Source organism: Sphingomonas pruni NBRC 15498 (assembly GCF_001598455.1).
Taxonomy (GTDB): Bacteria; Pseudomonadota; Alphaproteobacteria; order Sphingomonadales; family Sphingomonadaceae; genus Sphingomonas; species Sphingomonas pruni.
In genome coordinates this window covers 14,421-34,508 of the sequence record NZ_BCYZ01000051.1, presented here as the reverse complement: position 1 = coordinate 34,508, position 20,088 = coordinate 14,421, and the positions used below count along the sequence as shown (strand labels likewise).

At 66.2% G+C, this 20,088-nt stretch carries 25 protein-coding genes; 10 read left to right on the top strand and 15 right to left on the bottom strand.

The window, feature by feature from the left end; genetic code table 11:
* Positions 1 to 73 precede the first annotated feature (73 nt).
* From SPR01S_RS14850 to SPR01S_RS21655, 9 genes are all read right to left on the bottom strand, one after another.
* The gene (locus SPR01S_RS14850; RefSeq protein WP_066590667.1) at positions 74 to 520 is read right to left on the bottom strand and encodes a hypothetical protein; all 447 of its coding nucleotides are present in this window, start codon (positions 518 to 520) and stop codon (positions 74 to 76) included.
* Between the two features lie 25 nt (positions 521 to 545).
* Positions 546 to 1,082, bottom strand: coding sequence for a demethoxyubiquinone hydroxylase family protein (locus SPR01S_RS14845; protein WP_066590666.1), 537 nt, complete (start codon positions 1,080 to 1,082; stop codon positions 546 to 548).
* Positions 1,079 to 1,549 carry a disulfide bond formation protein B gene (locus SPR01S_RS14840; protein WP_066590665.1) on the bottom strand — a complete coding sequence of 157 codons (471 nt, stop codon included), beginning with the start codon at positions 1,547 to 1,549 and terminating at the stop codon, positions 1,079 to 1,081. The genes SPR01S_RS14845 and SPR01S_RS14840 overlap by 4 nt, the downstream gene beginning before the upstream one ends.
* A 7-nt stretch (positions 1,550 to 1,556) precedes the next feature.
* Positions 1,557 to 2,900, bottom strand: coding sequence for a S41 family peptidase (locus SPR01S_RS14835; protein WP_066590664.1), 1,344 nt, complete (start codon positions 2,898 to 2,900; stop codon positions 1,557 to 1,559).
* A gap of 59 nt (positions 2,901 to 2,959) precedes the next feature.
* Positions 2,960 to 4,138, bottom strand: a complete 1,179-nt coding sequence (locus SPR01S_RS14830; RefSeq protein ID WP_066590663.1) for a murein hydrolase activator EnvC family protein — start codon at positions 4,136 to 4,138, stop codon at positions 2,960 to 2,962.
* A gap of 4 nt (positions 4,139 to 4,142) precedes the next feature.
* Entirely contained in the window at positions 4,143 to 4,565 is a 423-nt protein-coding gene (locus SPR01S_RS14825; protein WP_066590662.1) for a 23S rRNA (pseudouridine(1915)-N(3))-methyltransferase RlmH, read from the bottom strand.
* 141 nt (positions 4,566 to 4,706) lie between these two features.
* Positions 4,707 to 5,093 carry a ribosome silencing factor gene (rsfS, locus tag SPR01S_RS14820; protein ID WP_066590661.1) on the bottom strand — a complete coding sequence of 129 codons (387 nt, stop codon included), beginning with the start codon at positions 5,091 to 5,093 and terminating at the stop codon, positions 4,707 to 4,709.
* 8 nt (positions 5,094 to 5,101) lie between these two features.
* Positions 5,102 to 5,740, bottom strand: coding sequence for a nicotinate-nucleotide adenylyltransferase (locus tag SPR01S_RS14815; RefSeq protein ID WP_174531900.1), 639 nt, complete (start codon positions 5,738 to 5,740; stop codon positions 5,102 to 5,104).
* The gene (locus tag SPR01S_RS21655; RefSeq protein WP_157082278.1) at positions 5,740 to 5,901 is read right to left on the bottom strand and encodes a hypothetical protein; all 162 of its coding nucleotides are present in this window, start codon (positions 5,899 to 5,901) and stop codon (positions 5,740 to 5,742) included. The genes SPR01S_RS14815 and SPR01S_RS21655 overlap by 1 nt, the downstream gene beginning before the upstream one ends.
* Positions 5,902 to 6,165: 264 nt before the next feature.
* On the opposite strand from SPR01S_RS21655, the gene SPR01S_RS14810 reads away from it, so the two are divergent.
* Together SPR01S_RS14810 and SPR01S_RS14805 are read left to right on the top strand one after the other, a co-directional pair.
* Entirely contained in the window at positions 6,166 to 6,609 is a 444-nt protein-coding gene (locus SPR01S_RS14810) for a hypothetical protein (RefSeq protein WP_245662031.1), read from the top strand.
* A complete protein-coding gene (locus SPR01S_RS14805) occupies positions 6,593 to 6,907 on the top strand; it encodes a transcriptional regulator (RefSeq protein WP_245662030.1) in 315 nt (104 codons plus the stop codon). Before SPR01S_RS14810 ends, SPR01S_RS14805 begins: the two co-directional genes overlap by 17 nt.
* 25 nt (positions 6,908 to 6,932) lie before the next feature.
* On the opposite strand, the gene SPR01S_RS14800 is transcribed toward SPR01S_RS14805, so the two are convergent.
* Together SPR01S_RS14800 and SPR01S_RS14795 are read right to left on the bottom strand one after the other, a co-directional pair.
* Positions 6,933 to 7,598 carry a nitroreductase gene (locus SPR01S_RS14800; protein WP_066590677.1) on the bottom strand — a complete coding sequence of 222 codons (666 nt, stop codon included), beginning with the start codon at positions 7,596 to 7,598 and terminating at the stop codon, positions 6,933 to 6,935.
* A 90-nt stretch (positions 7,599 to 7,688) separates the two neighbouring features.
* On the bottom strand, positions 7,689 to 8,141 hold the full coding sequence (locus tag SPR01S_RS14795; RefSeq protein WP_157082277.1) for a hypothetical protein: 453 nt from the start codon (positions 8,139 to 8,141) through the stop codon (positions 7,689 to 7,691).
* A 180-nt stretch (positions 8,142 to 8,321) separates the two neighbouring features.
* Here SPR01S_RS14795 and SPR01S_RS14790 point away from each other — a divergent pair, with 180 nt between their 5' ends.
* Entirely contained in the window at positions 8,322 to 8,747 is a 426-nt protein-coding gene (locus SPR01S_RS14790; RefSeq protein ID WP_066590656.1) for an acyl-CoA thioesterase, read from the top strand.
* Here SPR01S_RS14790 and SPR01S_RS14785 read toward each other — a convergent pair.
* The 3 genes from SPR01S_RS14785 to SPR01S_RS14775 all read right to left on the bottom strand — a co-directional run bounded on the left by SPR01S_RS14785 (position 8,744) and on the right by SPR01S_RS14775 (position 11,664).
* Positions 8,744 to 9,235 (bottom strand): GNAT family N-acetyltransferase, encoded by a 492-nt coding sequence (locus SPR01S_RS14785; protein ID WP_245662029.1) that lies wholly within the window; start codon positions 9,233 to 9,235, stop codon positions 8,744 to 8,746. The genes SPR01S_RS14790 and SPR01S_RS14785 overlap by 4 nt on opposite strands.
* Positions 9,236 to 9,240: 5 nt before the next feature.
* Positions 9,241 to 10,023 (bottom strand): crotonase/enoyl-CoA hydratase family protein, encoded by a 783-nt coding sequence (locus SPR01S_RS14780; RefSeq protein WP_066590650.1) that lies wholly within the window; start codon positions 10,021 to 10,023, stop codon positions 9,241 to 9,243.
* Between the two features lie 99 nt (positions 10,024 to 10,122).
* Positions 10,123 to 11,664: an acyl-CoA synthetase gene (locus tag SPR01S_RS14775; RefSeq protein ID WP_066590648.1), complete on the bottom strand. Its 1,542-nt coding sequence runs from the start codon at positions 11,662 to 11,664 to the stop codon at positions 10,123 to 10,125.
* Positions 11,665 to 11,773: 109 nt separating this feature from the next.
* On the opposite strand from SPR01S_RS14775, the gene SPR01S_RS14770 reads away from it, so the two are divergent.
* Together SPR01S_RS14770 and SPR01S_RS14765 are read left to right on the top strand one after the other, a co-directional pair.
* Entirely contained in the window at positions 11,774 to 12,208 is a 435-nt protein-coding gene (locus SPR01S_RS14770) for a PaaI family thioesterase (RefSeq protein ID WP_066590645.1), read from the top strand.
* Positions 12,205 to 12,594: a PaaI family thioesterase gene (locus tag SPR01S_RS14765; protein WP_066590644.1), complete on the top strand. Its 390-nt coding sequence runs from the start codon at positions 12,205 to 12,207 to the stop codon at positions 12,592 to 12,594. The genes SPR01S_RS14770 and SPR01S_RS14765 overlap by 4 nt, the downstream gene beginning before the upstream one ends.
* Positions 12,595 to 12,616: 22 nt before the next feature.
* On the opposite strand, the gene SPR01S_RS14760 is transcribed toward SPR01S_RS14765, so the two are convergent.
* Entirely contained in the window at positions 12,617 to 13,834 is a 1,218-nt protein-coding gene (locus SPR01S_RS14760) for a PQQ-dependent sugar dehydrogenase (protein ID WP_066590638.1), read from the bottom strand.
* A gap of 184 nt (positions 13,835 to 14,018) precedes the next feature.
* Between SPR01S_RS14760 and rimP the strand changes: the two genes are divergently transcribed.
* From rimP to infB, 5 genes are all read left to right on the top strand, one after another.
* The gene (rimP, locus tag SPR01S_RS14755) at positions 14,019 to 14,564 is read left to right on the top strand and encodes a ribosome maturation protein RimP (RefSeq protein WP_066590637.1); all 546 of its coding nucleotides are present in this window, start codon (positions 14,019 to 14,021) and stop codon (positions 14,562 to 14,564) included.
* On the top strand, positions 14,564 to 16,162 hold the full coding sequence (nusA, locus tag SPR01S_RS14750; RefSeq protein ID WP_066590636.1) for a transcription termination factor NusA: 1,599 nt from the start codon (positions 14,564 to 14,566) through the stop codon (positions 16,160 to 16,162). The genes rimP and nusA overlap by 1 nt, the downstream gene beginning before the upstream one ends.
* Positions 16,162 to 16,392: a tautomerase family protein gene (locus SPR01S_RS14745; RefSeq protein ID WP_066590631.1), complete on the top strand. Its 231-nt coding sequence runs from the start codon at positions 16,162 to 16,164 to the stop codon at positions 16,390 to 16,392. Before nusA ends, SPR01S_RS14745 begins: the two co-directional genes overlap by 1 nt.
* 177 nt (positions 16,393 to 16,569) lie before the next feature.
* A complete protein-coding gene (locus tag SPR01S_RS14740) occupies positions 16,570 to 17,292 on the top strand; it encodes a DUF448 domain-containing protein (protein ID WP_066590629.1) in 723 nt (240 codons plus the stop codon).
* Entirely contained in the window at positions 17,289 to 19,973 is a 2,685-nt protein-coding gene (gene infB, locus SPR01S_RS14735; RefSeq protein ID WP_084251211.1) for a translation initiation factor IF-2, read from the top strand. Before SPR01S_RS14740 ends, infB begins: the two co-directional genes overlap by 4 nt.
* Positions 19,974 to 20,088: the final 115 nt, after the last annotated feature.

The window sequence follows — 20,088 nt, the reverse complement described above, 5'->3', positions numbered from 1 at the left end:
TTGAGCAATGCAACGCAGCGTCGGCCCGATTCAAGGGCCTACAGCCGGACCCGGCCGCCGGCGCTACCTGGGCCTACTTCCCCTCTTCCTCGGCGGCCTTGCGGTCCTTGTTGAACTGCTTCGATTCCTTGAACTGCTGCTGCGAGCAGCCGAGCGATCCGCCCGGGCCGATTGCCGAGCAGGAGCCGATCCCCGACGCGCCGGTGTCGAGCGTGCCTTGCGCACGCAACGCCCAGCTCTGATTTTCGGGCGTGATCTTGAAATTGCGCAATTCCTTGGGAACGCGATATTGTTCGGCGGCGTCGCGGCGCGTGCAGACGACGATTTCGTTGCCGTCGCGGTCGGTCGGACATTGTTCGTTGCCATAGAGCACCAGCACGCCGTTGACCGGCGCGTTGCGCGACACCGGGCCGGGTGTGGTCGGCTTGGGCGGCGGCGGCACGCCCGGACCGGCCACCTGTGCGGTGGCAGGCATCGCGACGGTCGTCGCGGCCAGCAGGCCCAGGGCAATGATACGCATCCTCGTCTCCTCCTCCCGCCGGCGCCTAGAAACGCTTGGCGGTTGCGATCGCTACCCGGCAGCCGAGCCGGATCAGCGCCGACATCAGCGGATAGGCCGGAGCCGATTCCGCACCGTGCGCCAGCGCGGTCTCGCGATGTTCGACCTCCTCGGCCTGGAATTCCGCGATCGCCGCCGACAATGCGGGATCGCTATCGCCCAGTTGCTGAAGCTGTTCTGAATAATGTTTGTCGATCTCGGTTTCGACCGCCGCGGTGCAGGCCATCGCGGCTTCGGGGCCGATCGCCGCGGTCGCCGCGCCCAGCGCGAAGCCGGCAACGGTCCAGAAGGGCTGGAGCAGGGTGGGCCGCACCCCGCGCTCGGCGATCATTGTGTCGAAGAACGCACGATGGCGTTCCTCCTGCCGCGCCATGCCGGCGATCTCACGCGCGACCGGCGTGCGGTCGCCCATGATCGCCAATTGCCCGGCATAGATACGCGTCGCGCCATATTCGCCGGCCTGGTCGACCCGAATCATCGAGTCGGTCCGTGGCTGGGGATCGCCGGGGCGCCAGCGCTTCATGCCGCGCGGCTCCGACGAGTCAGCAGGAACAGGATGATCAGCGCGCCGCCGAGCGAGATCACCGCGTTGAATCCCGCCAGCGAAACTCCCGCAAAGGTCCATTGCGGCGCATCGCAGCGCACCACCGGCGCGTTCATGATCGCGCTCAGCGTGTCGCCGCCGCTGCTGAAGGTCGAGGTGCACGGCGTGAAGCCCTGCCACCAATGATATTCGACCCCGGCATGCGCGACGCCGATCACGCCGCTGATCGCGATCGCGATCGCCGCCAGCACGACCAGCGGCCGCTGCGGCAATCCCGGCACGAACGCCAGCAAAGCGATCGGCAGCGCGGCGTAATGCGGCCAGCGCTGCCAATGACACATCTCGCACGGGTAAAGGTGCCCGATCAGCTGGAATCCCCAGGCGCCGGCGAGCAACGCCGCGGGGACCAGCAGGGCCAAAGCGCGGGCTTTCTGGAACGAGGTCATCGCGCCCTCAATGCTTTTTCGGCGTCGCCGCCGCGGTGGTCACGGCCGGCACCTTGGCCAGCCGTCCGATCGTCTGCAGCGCGTACCAGAGCTGGAAGTCGGTCACGCCCTTCTTCTTCAATTCCTCCGGTGTCGCGGCGAAGCGCGGATCGGTCTTGGTATCCTCTTCCAGGATGGCGTTGTCGGCCTTGACCTCGTTGACCAGATGCTTGCGCAGATCGGCTTCGCGGAAGATCGGACGCGACTTGTAATCGGGATCCGAAATCTGCGGCACGGCGATGTCGGGACGGATGCCGCCTTCCTGCACCGATCGGCCAGACGGCGTGTAATAGCGTGCGGTGGTGAGTCTCAGCGCGCTGGTGTCGTCGAGCTGGAGCAGGGTCTGCACCGACCCCTTGCCGAAGCTGCGCTCGCCCATGATCAGCGCGCGGTGATGATCCTGCAGCGCGCCGGCGACGATTTCGGACGCCGAGGCGGTTCCGGCGTTTGTCAGCACGATCACCGGCAGGCCGTTCGCCAGGTCGCCCGGCTTGGCGTAATAGCGCTCGATATCCGCGGCGTCGCGGCCGCGCTGGCTGACGATCTCGCCATAGGACAGGAACGCGTCGGACACCTCGATCGCCTGGCTCAGCAACCCGCCGCCATTGTCGCGCAAGTCGACGACATAGCCGAGCGGCTTGTGCCCCAGCGACTTGTCGATGCTCGAAATCGCCGAGCGGACGTCGGCGCCGGTATTCTCGGAGAAAGTGTTGATGTTGATATAGCCGATGCCGTCCTTGACTTCCCACTTGACGGGTTTCTGTACGATCACTTCCCGGACCAGGCTGACGTCGATCGGCTTGTCGCGGCCCGGGCGGACCAGGGTCAGCGCGATCTTGGTGCCGGGCTTGCCGCGCATCGCGGTGATCGCCTCGTCCAGCGTCTCGCCATAGATCAGCTGACCGTCGATATGCGTGATGTAATCGCCGGCCTTGATCCCGGCGCGGAAGGCCGGGGTGTCTTCCTGCGGTGCGATGACCTTGACCGCGCCGTCCTGCATCGTGACCGACAGGCCCAGGCCGCCATAATTGCCCTCGGTCAGGATCTTCATGTTCTGAAAATCGACCGCGTCCATGTAGGACGAATGCGGGTCCAGGCTGTTGAGCATGCCGTCGATCGCGCCGCGGATCAGCGTCTTGTCGTCGACCTTGTCGACATAGGACTTCTTGACCTGATTGAAGACCTCCATGAACCGGTCGATCTCGCGATACGTGTCGCCATCGGCTGCCGCCATCGCCGCGGTCGCGGTGGGGACGAGGGCGATGGCGCCGGCGATGGCGGTCGCCTGGAGCCAGGTAATAGCACGGGCCATGGGGTTACTGCGTTCCGATCTTGCTCAACTCGTCCGTCATGTAGCGATATTCGATCGGCCTAGCCAGTCAGGGGCGCTGGATCGATCGGACGGCCCTTGCGGCGCAATTCGGCGGTCACCCGGCGATCGTCGCCGGGCGGCGCCGCGCCCAGCACTGCGCCCTGCCCGACCTGCCCGCCGGTTGCGACCGTCAGCGTGCCCAGTCCGATCAGGACCGTGCTCCAACCCCCGCCATGGTCGATCACGACGATATTGCCATAATCGCGGAACGGGCCCGCGAACACGATCTTGCCGGCGGCGGGTGCCACGATGTCGGCACCACCCGGCACTGCCCAGGTCAGCCCGCGCGAGGTAACGCCGGCGTCGAGCGACACTTCGCCGAATCCCGTGACCAGAGTGCCGGTAACCGGTACGCGATAGGGTGCGCTGGCGGCGGTCCACGACAATGCGGGTGCGGTGCCGTCGCCGGGGCGGGGCAAGGGCCCCGGCAGCGCCGACAGTGCGCGTGCGGTCGCAGCCGCATCGGTCGTCACTTGCATCGTGTCGACCAGGTCGCGGGCGCGTTCGCCCAATCCGATCGCGCGGTCGCTTTCGGCCAGCGCCGAACGGCTGAGGTCCTGCGACTTCAAGCGATGTTCGGCCTCCAGCCGGGCCAGCGCGATACGGTTGCTCTCCAGCCGGCGGCGACCTTCGGTCAGGCTGCGCGCGGCGAGCGCGGCGTCGGCGCGCAGCCGGCGCGTATTGTCCAGGTCGGCGCGCAGCCCGGCCGTGCGTGCTTGCACCAGCGGAAGCGTACTGCCGATCACCGCGCGGACATGAACCAGGTCGGCGACCGATCCCGGCTGCATCACGCTGACCGCGTCGGGACGCTGCGCCAGCGAGCACAATGCCGCGATCAGCCGCGCGATCGGCCCTTGTTGCGTCGCGAGTCGTGCCTGTTGCTCGCCGAGCAGCCGATCGACCAACGTCACCCGCGCGCTTGCCGCGGCGATATCGGCCTGTGCCTGCTGGATCCGCGCGCCCATCGCTTGTTCCTCGGCGCGCGCTTTGGCGGCTTCATCCTGCTCAGCCTTGGCCGCGGCGTCGAGTTTCGCGGCGCGCTCGGCGGCGGCGGCGGACTGCGCCCGCGCGGAGAGCAAGCGGCGCTGCTGGTCGGCCAGATCGGATTGGGCGTTGCCCTGGCTCGCGGCGAACGCGGCGGCGATCGGGAGCAGGGCAAGGGTCCAGGCGGCGCGCATCGCGCTACCCTTCGCGATGATAGGGATGGTTGGCAAGGATCGAGCTCGCGCGCCACAATTGCTCGGCCAGCATCGCCCGCGCCAGCATATGCGGCCAGGTCAGCCGACCGAACGACACCAGCCAGTCGGCGGCCTTGCGCTCCTCGGCAGAAAAGCCGTCCGCCGCGCCGATCAGGAAGCGGATTTCGCGCACGCCGTCGTCGCGCCATTTACCCAATTTGCCGGCGAACGCGATCGATCCTGGCGTGTCGCCAGTTTCATCGAGCATGACGATGCGCGTCTGCGGTTCGATCGCCGGCATCTTGCCGCCGGTATCGGGCAATTCGGTCACGCGCGTCGGGAAGCTGACGCGCTTGAGGTAACGGTCGACCAGCTCCGCCTCGGGGCTCCTTCCGATCCGCCCCCGCGCGACGATGTGGAGGAGCATGGGTCTAAGTCCTTCCCGTCATGCCGGACTTGTTCCAGCATCCAACGTGCAACCACGGACGGATTCCGCTGTGGAGGGTTGGACCCCGGAACAAGTCCGGGGTGACGACAGCAGAGGCTCAATCACCCCGCTGCTTATCGATCAGTGCGACGAACCCGACGGCCCGTCGCCGAACGCCCACATCCGCTCGAGATTATAGAACGTCCGCACTTCGGGGCGGAACAGGTGGACGATCACGTCGCCGGCGTCGATCAGCACCCAGTCGGCGGTCGGCAGGCCCTCGATCCGCGGGCCGCGGCCGGTCTCGGCCTTGATCCGCTCGGCGAGCTTCTGCGCCATCGACGCGACCTGGCGCGTCGAACGGCCGCTGGCGATCACCATGTGATCGGCGATCGACGACTTGCCGGCGAGCGGTATCGAGATCGTGTCGACCGCCTGGTCGTCGTCCAGGCTGGACAGGACAAGCTGGTGCAACGCCTCGGCCCCTTGAGGGTCGGACGAGCGGTACGCATGCGGGTTAGTGGCCAATGTGGGTCCTATGGTGCGGAGGAAGGAGGGTCAGTGTCGTTGGATCGACGAAGAAAACGGCGCTGCCAGGCCGGATCGGCCAAACGCAGCCTGGTGGCTGAGGTGGAGTCAGGGCGGAAACGAAGCAGCACGAGGGCTGGCAATCTCCACGTCGTCCAGTTCTTCGCCTGGTGTACGGGCCGGAAAAAGCGCCGCAACCAACCCATAGCGGGCACCGCCTGGGCAGCATGATCATAGCCCGGCCGAGCGATAACCGCAATCGGGATCGATTTCGCTATATGGCGCCAACCCTTCCACTGGTCGAAATTGATCAGATTGTCCTCGCCCATCAACCAGATGAAGTCGATCCGCGAATAGAGACGCTGCAGCTTAGTCAGGGTATCGACCGTGTAGCGCGTCCCCAGCCGCTGCTCGATAGCGGTAACCCGGATCGGCGCATGCCCGGCCATTGCGCGAGCCGAGGCGAAGCGCACCGCGAACGGCGCCATGTCGGTCGCCTTGTCCTTCAAGGGGTTGCCGGGCGACACCAGCCACCAGACCTCATCGAGCCCGAGCGTCTTGATCGCCGCCAGGCTGATCGCCCGATGCCCCGAATGCGCGGGGTTGAACGACCCCCCCAACAGCCCGACGCGCAATGCTCCCGCCATCAGCGGGCTGCCCTCCTCGATTGCTTCCAGTGGTCGATCTCGGCGACCATCCGGTCATGGGTGAGGAACTCACCGCGCCGGATCGCGCGCTCGCCCTCGCGCAAGGCATCCAGGAGATTCGACTCCCGCAAAATAGACGGGGCGGCCGGGCGATCTGTCATGCGGTCTCTGTGGACGGGTGACGTCAACCGGGCAAGGGTCTTCGCTGGCGATGCCAGGTATCACAACTCCCCTCCCGCTTGCGGGAGGGGCTGGGGGAGGGCGTGTCATGCTCGGAGTCGATCGAGCATGCCCGCCCCCTAACCCCTCCCGCAGGCGGGAGGGGAATATGGCCTCGCCATCATTTTCCAACATGGAAAGTTTTAACTTGCCAATCCGGAAAGTGACGCATATCTCTTTCCACATTGGAAAGTGAGGAATCGATGATGACCACGATCGAGGAACAGGCCCGCCTCGCCTTGATGGCAAAGGGCGCGGCCGAACAGGATCTGGCGCGGCTTGCGGCGTGCCCGCCCTGGCGCCACGCGGTATTTGCCGGGATGATGGCGGCATTGGTCGCAACACCTGCGGTTCCGCTGCCGCTGCGTTTTGGCCTGCTCGTGTTGATTCTGGCCAGCATCGCGCTGGTCGTGCAGTCGGACCGACGGCGGCTCGGCGTGTTCGTTAACGGCTATCGCCGCGGCAAGACCCGGCTGGTCACCTTTCCGATGTTGGCGTTGATCCTGCTGCTCTATGCAGCGAGCTGCTATTTCGCGCTCGACCGCGGCCAGCCGATGGTCAGCCTGGCGCTTGCCGCGGCGTCGTTTGTCATCGGCTATATCGGCAGCACGATCTGGCAGCGAGTGTTCGTCCGTGAACTCGGTGCCTGAGGCCCTCAACCCGATCGCCGGGTTCGAGCCGTTGCTTCAGGCGCCGGCGCGGCTCCAGGTGATGGCGGTGCTGGCGCAGGCGCAGGAAGCCGAATTCGCGCGGCTGAAAGAGATCACCGCGAGCAGCGATTCGGTGATGTCGAAGCACCTCGCGGCCTTGTCCGATGCGGGGTTCATCTCGCTGCGCAAGGCCGCGCTCGATGGCCGTCAGCGCACCTGGGCCAGCCTCACGCGCGCCGGCCGCAAGGTGTTCGACGATCATGTCGCCGCGCTGCAGCGGATCGTCGCGGGCGGCTGACTTCGCGGGAAGGGTTTTGGCGGCGCTATTTCCGAATACTCAGCCATTCCTCTTCCGGCGCACGCTCGGTGCGCAGGCGGTTGGCGGGGTCTTCCTTATCCTCGTATCCGATCGCCATGCCGCAAAAGAGCATGCGATCCGCGGGCGTGCCGAGGAAGCGCTCGATCGTTTCGGGATACATCGCCCAGCATTCCTGCGGACAGGTCGCCAACCCCGCCTCGACCGCGAGCAGCATGACGTTCTGAAGATACATGCCGAGGTCCGACCATTGCGGCGGGCCCATCCGCCGGTCCACCGTGCAGAACAACGCCGCCGGGGCGCCGAAGAACTGGAAATTGCGTGCGAACCACATCCGCCGCGCCGCCTTGTCCTCGCGCGGAATGCCGATGTGGCCGTACATCGCCTCGCCCACTGCGAAAGTGCGTGCGCGATACGGTGCGACGAACTCATTCGGATAGATGTCGTAGCCTGGAGTCTCGGTCTCGCCCGCCATTAGCTTGGCCGCCACGATCGCCTTGAGCTCGGTCAGGCCGTCGCCGGTCACCAAGTCGATATGCCAGGGCTGGATATTGCCCCCGCTGGCCGCGCGCGCGGCCTTCACCGCTATGTCGTGAAGCAGGGCCGGATCGACCGGCGTGTCGAGGAATCCGCGCACCGATCGGCGCGCCACGATGGCATCGGAGACGTTCATGCCGGCAACCTTGCCCGGCGCGGCCGGATCGGCAAGTCGGATCATAGGGCAACTGCCCCGGACGGCGCGCGCCAGCCGGGGCGATACCCGTTATTTCGCCATCGTGACCTCGGACCAAAGGCCGTCGTCGACGAACGTGCGGTACTTCTCGTATCCGGCGACCGCCACCTTGCCCTCTTCCTCGCTGAACTTGGCGAGGATCTCCTTTTCGACCATTTGGTCGCGCGCCTGATCGGGCTCGAGCATCGCGGCGCTGGTGAAGTGAGTCATGATGAGGACGCTCGGGGCGCCCTTGTTGTAGCCGTTGCGCACAAGGAACTTGTAGGAATCGATGATCCCGTGGGCCTTCATCACTTCGAACCCGGGAACTTGCGACTTGCGGAGCCCGGTCAAATAGTCGTCGACGTGATTGGGATCGACTTCGATGGCGTTGACTTCCCACAGGCCCTTTTGCGGCGTGTAATCGGTATATTTCTTGGCGATAGAAACAGTTGCTGTAAGACAAGCTGCACCTACTGCTGCCAGGATCATGGCACGACTCATGGTAACCTCCCCAATATTGATTATGAGAGGAAGGCTCCGATTCGAAGCCGGGCGCAATCAAAATCGTTATAACCGGGCAACGAACTCCACATATCCGACCCGGTCGACATATCATCTATGCGCTAAGTTATACCGGCAAAGGGACTCGACTCGTCCAAGGGCGGTCGGCAAGGACGGACCATGCCTCGCCCTGCACCCTGGCGGCTCGATCCGGCCGCCTATCCGCACCATGACGTCATCCAGACCCGCTTTCAGGATCTCGATGTGCTCGGCCATATCAACAACGTCGCCTGGGCGGCGCTGTTCGAGACGGCGCGGGTGCGATTCTATCATACGCTCAGCGCCTTGGGGCCGGGCCGCAACCGCGGGCTCGTCGCCAATGTCGAGATCAATTACCTGGGGGAGGGCAATTTTCCCGCCGAGATGACGATCGCCAGCGGGATTGGGCGGCTCGGCACGCGATCGTGGCAGACGCTGAGCTTGGCCCTACAGGAGGGCAAGCCGCTCGCCACATGCGACGTGACGATCGTCAGCATCGGGGTCGACAGAACCGATCCGGCTTTCCGCGCCGAACTCGAAAAATGGCTGGTGCGCGAACCAGGTTAAATCAGGTCGTAGCGCCGCGAGATGCGGTCGACCGGGCTGCCGTCGGCCAGCGGGACGGCGCGCGCGACAGCGTAGTCGACGAAACCCATCTTGGCGTAGAAAGTGAGGCCGCCTTCATTGTCGGCGCGGATCGTCGCGTTGATCGCTTTCAGCCCGGCGGCGATCGCGGCGGTCCTGGTGGCGGCGAACAGCGCCGAACCGATCCCGCGCGTAGTCGATCCGCGGCGCGCAAACGTGCCGATATCGCCCCAATCGGAACCCAGCTTGTCGTTGGCGAGCAGGATCTGGAAGCCAATCGCACAGCCCTCCTGATCCTCGGCGATCACGCTGGTGATCACGCGGGGTCCGTCGATATGGGCTTCGGCCAAGCTCTCGGGTGTGAACGGCGTCTCATACGCGGTGGTCCCGCCCGCCGCGATAATCTCGTTAAGAAGTTCCGCCAGCGCGGGGGCATCGGCACGCACCGTCGGCCTGACACGCAATTCCACCGCGATCAGTCCTGAAACACCGCGGCGCGCTTCTGCATATTGGCGGCGACCGCTTCCATCATGTTGGGCTTGCCGATCACCTTGACCTGCTCTTCGGTCTCGGCGGCGAGCATCGTCACCGGGTCGGCATCGTGCATCATGTTGAGCAGGCGCTTGTCGCCGCGAATCGCATGCGGGCTGCGGCCGGCGATCTCGCGCGCCAGGTCCATCGCCGCGGCGTGCGGGTCATCTGCGATGCGGGTGACGAAGCCGTGCGCCAGGGCTTCCTGGGCATCGAATTCGCGGGCGGTATAGACCAGTTCGCGCAGCACATCGTCGCGCACCAGGCTGCGCCACAAGGGGAAGCCTGCCATGTCCGGCACGAGGCCCCAATGCGTCTCGCGGATCGCGAAGCGCGTCGACGGGGCGGTGATGCGGATGTCCGCGCCCGAGATGATCTGGAAGCCGCCACCGAAAGCGACGCCATGGACGGCGGCGATCACCGGCATCGGCAGGTTGCGCCAGCCCCAGGACACATGCTGCGGCAGGATCGCGCCCTGGTCGTTGCGGGCTCGCGACGACAGGCCTGAGCCGCCTGCCTGCATGCTGGTCATGTCGAGCCCGGCGCAGAACGCGCGGCCTTCGCCGGACAGCACCACGCAACGGACGTCGGTTCGCTCCGCGAGCGAATCGATTGCCGCGCCGATGCCTTCGAACATTGCCGGGTCGATCGCGTTCATCTTGTCGGGCCGCGCGAGGCGGACGTCGGCGATCTGATCGGCGATGCTGATGGTGACGCGGTCGTTCATGATGGGGCTCCGTCGCCCCGGCGGAGGCCGGGGCCGCTGGGTTTCACGCGCGCGCTTCGACTCGCAAAGCGGCCCCGGCCTCCGCCGGGGCGACGCGCATCAGACAATCCTCGAACCGCTCTCGCCCCAATAGCGATCGCGGAGCAAGCGTTTGTAGAGCTTGCCGGTGGCGTGGCGCGGCAATTCGGCGGCGAAGTCGATCTGGCGCGGGGTCTTCACGCCGGACAATTCGGCGCGGCACCACGCTGTCAGCTCGGCGGCAAGCTCGGGCCCGGCATCGGCCATATCCGCGGGTTGCACCACCGCGATCACGCGCTCGCCCATATCGGGATCGGGCCCGCCGATCACCGCGACGTCGGCCACCTTGGGATGGGTGATGATGCGGTTCTCGATCTCCTGCGGGTAGATGTTCACGCCGCCCGAAATGATCATGAAACTCTTGCGGTCGGTCAGATAAAGGTAGCCATCCGCATCCAACCGCCCGATGTCGCCGAGTGTTGTCCAGCCCTTGGCGTTGCATGCCTCGGCGGTCTTGGCAGGATCGTTGTGATAGGCGAACTGGCCGCCGCCCTCGAAATAGATCAGGCCTTCGCTCCCCGCCGTCAATTCCTCGCCATCCTCACCGCAGATATGAGCGATGCCATAAGCCGGCTTGCCGACCGAGCCCTTGTGCGCGAGCCATTGTTCCGACGTGATCGAGGTGAAGCCATTGCCCTCGGACCCGGCATAATATTCGTAGATGACCGGCCCCCACCACTCGATCATCGCCTCCTTGACCGGGATCGGGCAGGGCGCGGCGGCATGGATCGCGGCCTTCATGCTCGACACGTCGTACTTACGCCGGTCTTCCTCGGGCAGCTTGAGCATGCGGACGAAATGGGTCGGCACCCACTGGCTGGCATTGACGCGATATTTCTCGATCAGCGCCAGCGCCGCGACCGGATCGAAATGCTGCATCATGATCACGGTGCCGCCGAGTCGGTGGACGGTCATGCACCAGCGCAGCGGCGCGGCGTGATACATCGGTGCCGGACTGAGATACATCGTGTCGGGACCAAAGCCGTAGAGTCCCTGGGCCAGCATCGCCAGGACGTTGACCGCGGCGATGTCGGCATCCTCCGGCAACGCAACGCGCACGCCCTTGGGCCGGCCGGTCGTGCCCGACGAATAGAGCATGTCGATGCCGGCACGCTGGTCGGCGATCGGCGTATCCGGCTGCGTCGCCAATGCATCCTCGAGGCTGTCCCAGCCGGCCGCCGTCCCGCCCAGCATCAGCCGGCCGAGATCGGGAATCAGCGTGGCCAGCGGTTCGGCGATCGCGATCAGCGCAGCCGAGGCAACGACCAGTTTCGCATCCGAATCGCGGATGATGTAGTCGGCCTCGGGCGCGGTCAGCTTCGACGAGATGCAGACATAGAACAGCCCAGCCCGCTGCGCGCCCCAGGTCAGCGCGAAATATTCGGGAACATTGTCCATGAAGATCGCGACGGTGTCGCCGATCGAAAGACCGCGCGCGCGGAACAGCTGGGCGACGCGGTTCGACCGTCGATCGAGCTCGGCATAGCTCCACGTCTCGCCGGTTTCGGCGACGATCAGCGCCGGCTTGTCGGCGTTGTCACGCGCATGGACGCTGGGATGCATCCGTCCTCTCCTTACATTGTTGTCAGTAAGGCTAGCTGGTCGTGGCGACAAGGCAAGCCCCAGCGTAAGGAGTTGCACCGCGCGACCGCACGTGTAGGGCATCGGCCCGATGAGCCACGGCTTCCAATTCGACCCTGCGCGGTTCCTCACCAGCCGACTCGGCCATGGCGGGCTGCTCGGCACCAGTTATCGTGCGCACGGGGCCGACTGGGCCGAACTCGAACTGCCCTATGACGAGCGGCTGATCGGCAATGTCGACACCGGCGTGATCGCCTCGGGTCCGATCCTGTCGCTGATGGACATGGCGACCAGCGTCGGCGTGTGGCTGCGCGCCAACGCCTTCGTCGCGCACGCGACGCTCGACCTGCGGGTCGATTATCTGCGGCCCGCGACCCCGGGCAAGACGGTGATCGGGCGCGGCGAATGCTACCGGCTGACGCGATCGATCGCGTTCGTCCGCGGCCAGGCGCATGACGGTGACCCCGACGATCCGCTCGCGCATGTCGCGGGGACGTTCATGGCGCCCGACGGCTATCCGCGATGATCGACCGGCTGCCGCCTTATGCTCAATTGCTTGGCCTCACTGCCGAGCGCGATGGCGACGGTGCGCCCGTTCTGGTCATGCCGTTCGGCAACGACGTGCTGGGGCGCCCCGGCTTCCTGCATGGCGGCGCGATCAGCGGCCTGATGGAAATGGCCGCGATCGTCGCGCTGCACGACGCTCTGGAAGGAGAGGGCGGCGGCGAGATCAAGCCGATCAACGTGACGGTCGATTTCATGCGCGGCGGCCGCGACAAGACGACGCGATCGCGCGGCATCGTCACCCGGTTGGGCACCCGCGTCGCCAATGTCGAGGCGACCGCCTGGCAGGATGATCCCGCCAAGCCGATCGCCGCGGCGCGGATGAACTATCTGATCGTGCGGCGTTAGGCTGCCGCAGGTTCGGCCGGTACTAACTTTTCGGCGTCAGCCGCATCAACCGACCGCCGGCGCCGCGTTCGCCATCCTCGAGCAGCCAGATCGAACCATCGGGCGCCTGCGCCACGTCGCGGATGCGGGTACCGAAATCCCAGAAATCGGCCGGCGTCGCGGTATCGCCCGACACGGTCACGCGGATCAGCCCGGGCGTCGACATCGCCGCGATGAGCAAAGAGCCCTTATAGGCCGGAAACATGTTGCCTGAATAATAGATCATGCCGCCGGGCGAGATCGACGGATTCCACCACAATTTGGGCGCTTCGAGATCGGGGCGGCTGGGATGATCGGGGATCGGCTGGCCCGAATAATTGTCGCCGTTGGAGACGATCGGCCAGCCGTAATTCTTGCCCGGCAGGATCAGGTTGAGCTCATCGCCACCGCGCGGGCCCATCTCCTCTTCCCACAACCGGCCCTCGGGCGCGAACACCAGGCCGTAGGGATTGCGATGGCCGCTGGTCCAGGTCATCGCCTCGACCCCGCCCATATCGTACATAGGATTGCCCACCGCGGCCTTGCCGTCGAGCGTCAGCCGCAGGATCTTGCCGAGCGCCTGTTTGGGGTCTTGCGCCGGGGTGAAGCGCTGGCGCTCGCCCGAGGTCAGGAACAGATACTGGCCGTCGGGCGAAAAGGTGATGATCGAGCCGAATTGGCCGCCCGGCCCGGCCGAGCCCGAGCGCCAGATCACCGACAGATCGTCGAGCTTGCGCCCCTTGAGGTCGAGCTTCGCCTTGGCCAGCGCGAGCTGGCTTCCGGCCGCGCCCGGCTCGGCATAGCTCAGATAGACGATATGACTGTCGACATAGGTCGGCGCGACGGCGACATCGAGCAGCCCGCCTTGGCCGCCTGTGGCGACCTTGGGAACGCCGGCGATTTGCGCCACCTTGCCGTCGGGTTGGCGCAGCTTGAGGACCCCCGTTTTCTCGGTGACGAGCAGCCCCTGGTCGTTGGGCAGGAACGCCATCGCGAACGGCGCGTCGAACCTGCCGATATCGGTGATAGTGAACGGCGCCGGCGCGATCGGCATGTTGGCGCGTCCGGTGGTCGCGGGCACGTTCTTGATGTCGGGTTCGAGCGGCGAATTGCGCGGCACGCCCCCCTTGGTCTTGGCAGACTGGCCGTTGGCCTGGCCGCCTGTCTGCGCCGAACAGGCCGTGGCGATCAGGCCGGCGAACAACAGGATGCGACGGATCATGGCGATGCCTTTATGAAGCGGAGCGAAGGGCGCTGGGACAACGCCCTCGCATAGCATCGGGTTGCCCGCTTGCCACGGCGCGTGGACCGGACTATATCCTCGTCACAATCTCTACATCGCCAGGTGAAGAGGTCGGAGGGCTCCCGCTCCCCGGCGCCGAACCTGCTTGTTTCACGGATACTCCATGGCGGACATCGCCCAACTGACGCAATTGATCGAGCCCGAGGCCAAGGCCCTCGGCTTCGACCTCGTGCGCGTGAAGATGTTCGGCGGCAAGGAGGACCTGACCCTGCAGGTCATGGCCGAGCGGCCCGAGACCGGCCAGCTGACGATCGACGATTGCGCCGATCTGTCGCGCCGCATCTCCGACAAGTTCGACGCCCTGGAGGAACAGGGGGTCGATCCGATCGAGGACGCCTATCGCCTCGAAGTGTCGTCGCCAGGGATCGATCGACCGCTGACGCGGCTCAAGGATTTCGCCAACTGGATCGGGCAGGAGGCGCGCATCCACCTGACCGCGCCGGTCGATGGCCGCAAGCAGCTGACCGGCGATCTCGCCGGCGTGGACGGCGACCGCATCACGATCGACGTCCGCAAGCATCAGCCGATGACGATCGGGTTCGATCAGGTCGCCGACGCCAAATTGCTGATCACCGACAAATTGATTGCCGCAACCGCGCCGCTTTCCAGCGACGGCGCAGAAGAATTCGAGACAGAGGAAAGTAACTGATGGCCACCGCCGTTACCGCCAACCGGGCCGAGCTGATCGCAATCGCGAATTCGGTCGCGAGCGAGAAGATGATCGATCGCGGCATCGTGATCGAGGCGATGGAAGACGCCATCCAGCGCGCCGCCCGTGCGCGCTACGGCGCCGAGAACGACATTCGCGCCAAGCTCGACCCGAATACCGGCGACCTGCGCTTGTGGCGCGTGGTCGAAGTGGTCGAGGCGGTCGACGACTATTTCAAGCAGGTCGATTTGAAGGGCGCGCAGAAGCTGCAGAAGGACGCCAAGGTCGGCGACTTCATCGTCGATCCGCTGCCCCCGATCGAATTCGGCCGTATCGCCGCGCAAGCCGCCAAGCAGGTCATCTTCCAGAAGGTCCGCGACGCCGAGCGCGAGCGCCAGTATGAAGAATTCAAGGACCGGATGGGCGAGATCATCACCGGCGTGGTCAAGCGCGTCGAGTTCGGCCATGTCGTCGTCGACCTGGGCCGCGCCGAGGGCGTCATCCGCCGCGACCAGCAGATCCCGCGCGAAGTGGTCCGCGTCAACGACCGCATCCGCTCGCTGATCCTCAATGTCCGCCGCGAGAATCGCGGGCCGCAGATCTTCCTCAGCCGCGCGCATCCCGACTTCATGAAGAAGCTGTTCGCGCAGGAAGTGCCCGAAATCTACGACGGCATCATCGAGATCAAGGCCGCGGCCCGCGACCCAGGCTCGCGCGCCAAGATCGGCGTCATCAGCCACGATTCGTCGATCGACCCGGTCGGCGCCTGCGTCGGCATGAAGGGCAGCCGCGTCCAGGCAGTCGTCCAGGAAATGCAGGGTGAGAAGATCGACATCATCCCCTGGTCGGAAGACACCGCGACCTTCGTCGTCAACGCGCTGCAGCCGGCATCGGTCAGCCGCGTCGTGATCGACGAGGAAGAGGACCGGATCGAAGTGGTGGTGCCGGACGACCAGCTCAGCCTGGCGATCGGCCGCCGCGGCCAGAACGTTCGTCTCGCCAGCCAGCTGACCGCCAAGGCGATCGACATCCTGACCGAGGCCGATGCCTCGGAGAAGCGCCAGCGCGAATTCGTCGAGCGGTCGGAAATGTTCCAGAACGAGCTCGACGTCGACGAGACGCTTGCCCAGCTGCTGGTCGCCGAAGGCTTCGGCGCGCTCGAAGAGGTCGCCTATGTCGACCTCGCCGAACTCGCCACGATCGAGGGCTTCGACGAGGATCTCGGCCAGGAGTTGCAGAGTCGCGCGCAGGAAGCGCTCGAGCGCCGCGAACAGGCCAATCGCGAGGAGCGCAAGGCGCTCGGCGTCGAGGACGCGCTTGCCGGCATGCCGTACATGACCGAAGCGATGCTGGTCACGCTCGGCAAGGCGGGGATCAAGACGCTCGACGATCTCGCCGATCTCGCCACCGACGAACTGGTCGAGAAGAAGCGCCAGGAACCGCGCCGCCGCGCCGAGGACGCGCCCAAGCGCCCCGAGCACAAGGGCGGCGTGCTGGCCGAATATGGCCTGACCGAAGAGCAGGGCAACGAGATCATCATGGCTGCCCGCGCACATTGGTTCGAGGACGAAGCGACCGCGGAGGGTGAAGAAGGCTGATGCCCTTCGTCTCGATCCGCATCGCAGGCACCGCCACGAAGGACCAGAAGTCCGGCATCGTGGCGGACGTCACCCGGTCGCTCGTGGAGCGGCTGGGAAAGAGCCCGGCTGCGGTGCAGATCGTGATCGAGGAAGTTTCGACCGAGAATTACGGCGCCGGCGGCATCCTGATCGCCGATCGCGATGCCCCCAAAAGCGAGGGAGACGCGCATGCGGTTCCCTCACAATGATAACCCCGCTCGTCCGATAGCGTCACATACTCCAACCCCTCCCTTTCAAGGGAGGGGCAAGGGGTGGGTGCAGCGACGGCGGAGGCTCGATGCCTCCGGCGGCGCTCTTCGTTGCTCGTTTGGGGGGCTCGCTACGCTCGCCACCCACCCCAACCCCTCCCTTGAAAGGGAGGCGCTATGAAAACTTCGACCGACCCCGTCCGCCGCTGCATCCTGTCCGGCGACCGTGAGCCGCGGGGCGAGTTGATCCGTCTCGCGCTCGGGCCGGACGGCCAGGTGCTGCCCGATATCCGCGCCAAGGCGCCGGGGCGCGGGGCGTGGATCGGGGTGACACAAAGCGAGCTCGATGCGGCCAATGCCAAGGGCAAGTTGCGTGGCGCGCTGGCGCGGGCGTTCAAGACCAACGCGCTGACGATCCCCGCCGATCTCGGCACGCTGATCGCCGACCAGTTGCAGCGCGCCTTCCTCGACCGGCTCGGTCTCGAATCGAAGGCGGGCAAGATCGTCAACGGCACCGAACGGGTGGAGAAAGCGGCGCGGTCGGGCCACGTCCACCTGTTGCTCCATGCCTCCGATGCGGGTACCGACGGCGCGCGCAAGCTGGCCCAGGCGTGGCGGGTCGGGCGCGATCGCGAAGGTTCGGGCGAAGAGGGCTTGGCACTTCCCCTCCCGCGCACCATATTGTCCTTGGCACTAGGCCGCGAAAATGTGGTACATATCGCCGTGACCGACCCCGCTGCCGCGGTCCGCGTGCGTGACGCGCTCGACCGCTGGCGGCACTTTATCGGCCCTGATTTGACTACCGAGCCTTGCGAAACGGCCTCGCAGGGCGCATCGGCGCTTCCCGCGGCGGCTGGAAGCACTAGCGGTTCGGCCGAGAACGACGAGGATATTGAGTGAGCGATACCGACAACGACAAGCCGAAACTCGGAATGCGCCAGCCATTGGGGCTGAAGCGCACGGTCGAGACCGGCAAGGTGAAGCAGAGCTTCAGCCACGGGCGCTCGAACACCGTCGTGGTCGAGGTCAAGCGCCGCCGCGTGCTCGGCCCCAATGCCGGCGGCCATGCCGAGGCGCCGGTCATCGAGGAAGCACCCGCCCCGGCTCCGGCGCCTGCCCCGGCCGCACCTGCCGCGCGTGCACCGTCCGCGCCGCAGCTGTCGCCGCAGGAGCGCCAGGCGCAATTGCTGCGCGAGGCCGAGGAACAGCGCATGAACGCGCTGGAGGATGCGCGCCGCCGCGAGGATGCGCAGCGCCAGGCCGCGGCCGAGGAAGAAAAGCGTCGCGCCGAGGAAAAGAGCAAAGCTGCCGAGGCGCCCCCGGCGCCCGCACCGGTCGAGGCTCCTGCCCCTGCACCGACCCCGGCTGCCCCGGCCGTCGCGGCGGCACCCGCCGCGCCGAAGCCAGTCCCTGCGCCCGCGCCTGCACCAGCAGCGCCGATCGCAGTGCAGCTCGATCCGAGCTTGCCGGCGCCGCGGCGCTTCACCCCTGTCGCGCGCCCCGAAATCCCCAAGCCTGCCCCGGCGCCCGCGCCGGCTCCGGCCCAGGCCGCGTCGTCGAGCTCGTCTTCGGCCGCCCCCGCGCAGCGTGCAGCGCCGACCGGTACTGGCCAGGCGACCCCGCGTCGGGGTGCCGAGACGTCGCAACCCGCGCGTCCCGGCCAACGCGACCGCAAGGGCGAGGAACGCCGTGGCGGCAAGCTGACCGTCAACCGCGCGCTCGGTGGCGAAGAGGGCGCCCGCGCCCGCTCGCTCGCCGCGCTCAAGCGTGCGCGCGAAAAGGAACATCGCCGTCACCTCGGCGGCGGCGCGCCGCGCGAGAAGCAAGTCCGCGACGTCGTCGTGCCGGACGCGATCACCGTCCAGGAACTCGCCAACCGCATGGCGGAAAAGGGCGCCGACCTGGTCAAGTCGCTGTTCAAGATGGGCATGCCGGTCACCGTCAACCAGACGATCGATCAGGATACCGCGGAGCTGCTGGTCACCGAATTCGGCCACAACATTACCCGCGTCAGCGATTCGGACATCGATCTGTCGACCGACAGTGTCGAAGATGCGCCCGAGACGCTGAAGCCGCGTCCCCCGGTCGTCACGATCATGGGCCATGTCGATCACGGCAAGACCAGCCTGCTCGACGCGCTGCGCGGTACGGATGTGGTGCGCGGCGAGGCCGGCGGCATCACCCAGCATATCGGCGCCTATCAGGTCACCCTTAAGGACAAGTCGAAGATCACTTTCCTCGACACGCCGGGCCATGAGGCGTTCAGCGAAATGCGCGCACGGGGCGCCAACGTCACCGACATTGTCGTGCTGGTGGTGGCCGCGGACGACGGGCTGATGCCGCAGACGATCGAGGCGATCCATCACACCAAGGCGGCCGGCGTTCCGATGATCGTCGCGATCAACAAGGTCGACAAGCCCGAAGCCAATCCGCAGCGCATCCGCGAGCGGCTGCTCGAGCACGAAGTCGTGGTCGAACAGATGGGCGGCGACGTCCAGGACGTCGAAGTCTCGGCGCTCAAGAAGACCGGGCTCGACGAGCTGATCGAGAAGATCCAGCTCCAGGCCGAGCTGATGGAGCTCAAGGCCAATCCCGACCGCGACGCCGAAGGTACCGTGATCGAGGCCAAGCTCGACAAGGGCCGCGGCCCGGTCGCGACCGTGCTCGTCACGCGCGGCACGCTCAAGGTCGGGGACGTGTTCGTCGCCGGCGCCGAGAGCGGCAAGGTCCGTGCTTTGGTCAACGACAAGGGCGCGCAGATCAAGGAAGCCGGGCCGTCGATGCCGGTCGAGATTCTGGGTATTTCGGGTGTGCCCTCGGCGGGCGATCCGCTCCAGGTGGTCGAGAACGAGGCGCGGGCTCGCGAAGTCGCGGCCTATCGCGCCGGCGTCATCCAGGACAAGCGCACGACCAACGCGCCGGCCAGCCTGGAAAGCATGTTCTCGGCGCTCAAGGCCAACCAGGCGATCGAATATCCGCTGGTCATCAAGGCGGATACGCAGGGCACGGTCGAGGCGATCGTCGGTGCGGTCAACAAGATCTCGACCGACGAGATCAAGGCGCGCGTGCTCCATTCGGGCGTCGGCGGCATCACCGAGAGCGACGTGACCCTGGCGGGTGCGAGCGGAGCGCCGATCATCGGCTTCAACGTGCGCGCCAATGCCAAGGCGCGCGAGATCGCCGAGCGTCAGAAGGTCGCGTTGAAATATTACGACGTGATCTACGACCTGATCGACGAGATCCGCGCCGGCATGGCGGGCGAGCTTGGTCCCGAAGCGTTCGAGACCGTGGTCGGCCGCGCCGAAATCCGCGAAGTCTTCTCGGCCGGCAAGCACGGCAAGGCGGCCGGTCTGCTGGTGGTCGACGGTGTCATCCGCAAGGCGCTCAAGGCGCGCATCACGCGCGAGGATGTCATCATCTATCAGGGTGAGATCGCCAGCCTGCGGCGCTTCAAGGACGACGTCGCCGAAGTTCGCGCAGGGCTCGAATGCGGTGTGACGTTCACGCAGAACTTCACCGACATCAAGGCCGGCGACTTCCTCGAAACGTTCGAGGTCGAACTGCGCGAGCGGACGCTGTAAGATCAACCGTCATGCCAGCGAAAGCTGGCATCTTGCGCCGCGGGCCGTGCCATATCGATCGCGCCCGCGGCATGAGACCCCAGCTTTCGCTGGGGTGACGCAGGCGGAGGCAACG

Bases quoted from the DNA above. Each gene is read 5' to 3' on its own strand.
- rimP (WP_066590637.1), top strand. From the start codon at position 14,019: ATGGCGGACATCGCCCAACTGACGCAATTGATCGAGCCCGAGGCCAAG.
- SPR01S_RS14835 (WP_066590664.1), bottom strand. From the start codon at position 2,900: ATGGCCCGTGCTATTACCTGGCTCCAGGCGACCGCCATCGCCGGCGCC.
- SPR01S_RS14765 (WP_066590644.1), top strand. From the start codon at position 12,205: ATGATCGACCGGCTGCCGCCTTATGCTCAATTGCTTGGCCTCACTGCC.
- SPR01S_RS14760 (WP_066590638.1), bottom strand. From the start codon at position 13,834: ATGATCCGTCGCATCCTGTTGTTCGCCGGCCTGATCGCCACGGCCTGT.
- SPR01S_RS14740 (WP_066590629.1), top strand. From the start codon at position 16,570: ATGAAAACTTCGACCGACCCCGTCCGCCGCTGCATCCTGTCCGGCGAC.
- SPR01S_RS14825 (WP_066590662.1), bottom strand. From the start codon at position 4,565: ATGCTCCTCCACATCGTCGCGCGGGGGCGGATCGGAAGGAGCCCCGAG.
- SPR01S_RS14815 (WP_174531900.1), bottom strand. From the start codon at position 5,740: ATGGCGGGAGCATTGCGCGTCGGGCTGTTGGGGGGGTCGTTCAACCCC.
- SPR01S_RS21655 (WP_157082278.1), bottom strand. From the start codon at position 5,901: ATGACAGATCGCCCGGCCGCCCCGTCTATTTTGCGGGAGTCGAATCTC.
- SPR01S_RS14775 (WP_066590648.1), bottom strand. From the start codon at position 11,664: ATGCATCCCAGCGTCCATGCGCGTGACAACGCCGACAAGCCGGCGCTG.
- SPR01S_RS14840 (WP_066590665.1), bottom strand. From the start codon at position 1,549: ATGACCTCGTTCCAGAAAGCCCGCGCTTTGGCCCTGCTGGTCCCCGCG.
- SPR01S_RS14850 (WP_066590667.1), bottom strand. From the start codon at position 520: ATGCGTATCATTGCCCTGGGCCTGCTGGCCGCGACGACCGTCGCGATG.
- SPR01S_RS14800 (WP_066590677.1), bottom strand. From the start codon at position 7,598: ATGAACGTCTCCGATGCCATCGTGGCGCGCCGATCGGTGCGCGGATTC.
- SPR01S_RS14795 (WP_157082277.1), bottom strand. From the start codon at position 8,141: ATGAGTCGTGCCATGATCCTGGCAGCAGTAGGTGCAGCTTGTCTTACA.
- SPR01S_RS14770 (WP_066590645.1), top strand. From the start codon at position 11,774: ATGAGCCACGGCTTCCAATTCGACCCTGCGCGGTTCCTCACCAGCCGA.
- SPR01S_RS14790 (WP_066590656.1), top strand. From the start codon at position 8,322: ATGCCTCGCCCTGCACCCTGGCGGCTCGATCCGGCCGCCTATCCGCAC.
- SPR01S_RS14745 (WP_066590631.1), top strand. From the start codon at position 16,162: ATGCCCTTCGTCTCGATCCGCATCGCAGGCACCGCCACGAAGGACCAG.
- SPR01S_RS14845 (WP_066590666.1), bottom strand. From the start codon at position 1,082: ATGAAGCGCTGGCGCCCCGGCGATCCCCAGCCACGGACCGACTCGATG.
- SPR01S_RS14780 (WP_066590650.1), bottom strand. From the start codon at position 10,023: ATGAACGACCGCGTCACCATCAGCATCGCCGATCAGATCGCCGACGTC.
- SPR01S_RS14830 (WP_066590663.1), bottom strand. From the start codon at position 4,138: ATGCGCGCCGCCTGGACCCTTGCCCTGCTCCCGATCGCCGCCGCGTTC.
- nusA (WP_066590636.1), top strand. From the start codon at position 14,564: ATGGCCACCGCCGTTACCGCCAACCGGGCCGAGCTGATCGCAATCGCG.
- SPR01S_RS14810 (WP_245662031.1), top strand. From the start codon at position 6,166: ATGACCACGATCGAGGAACAGGCCCGCCTCGCCTTGATGGCAAAGGGC.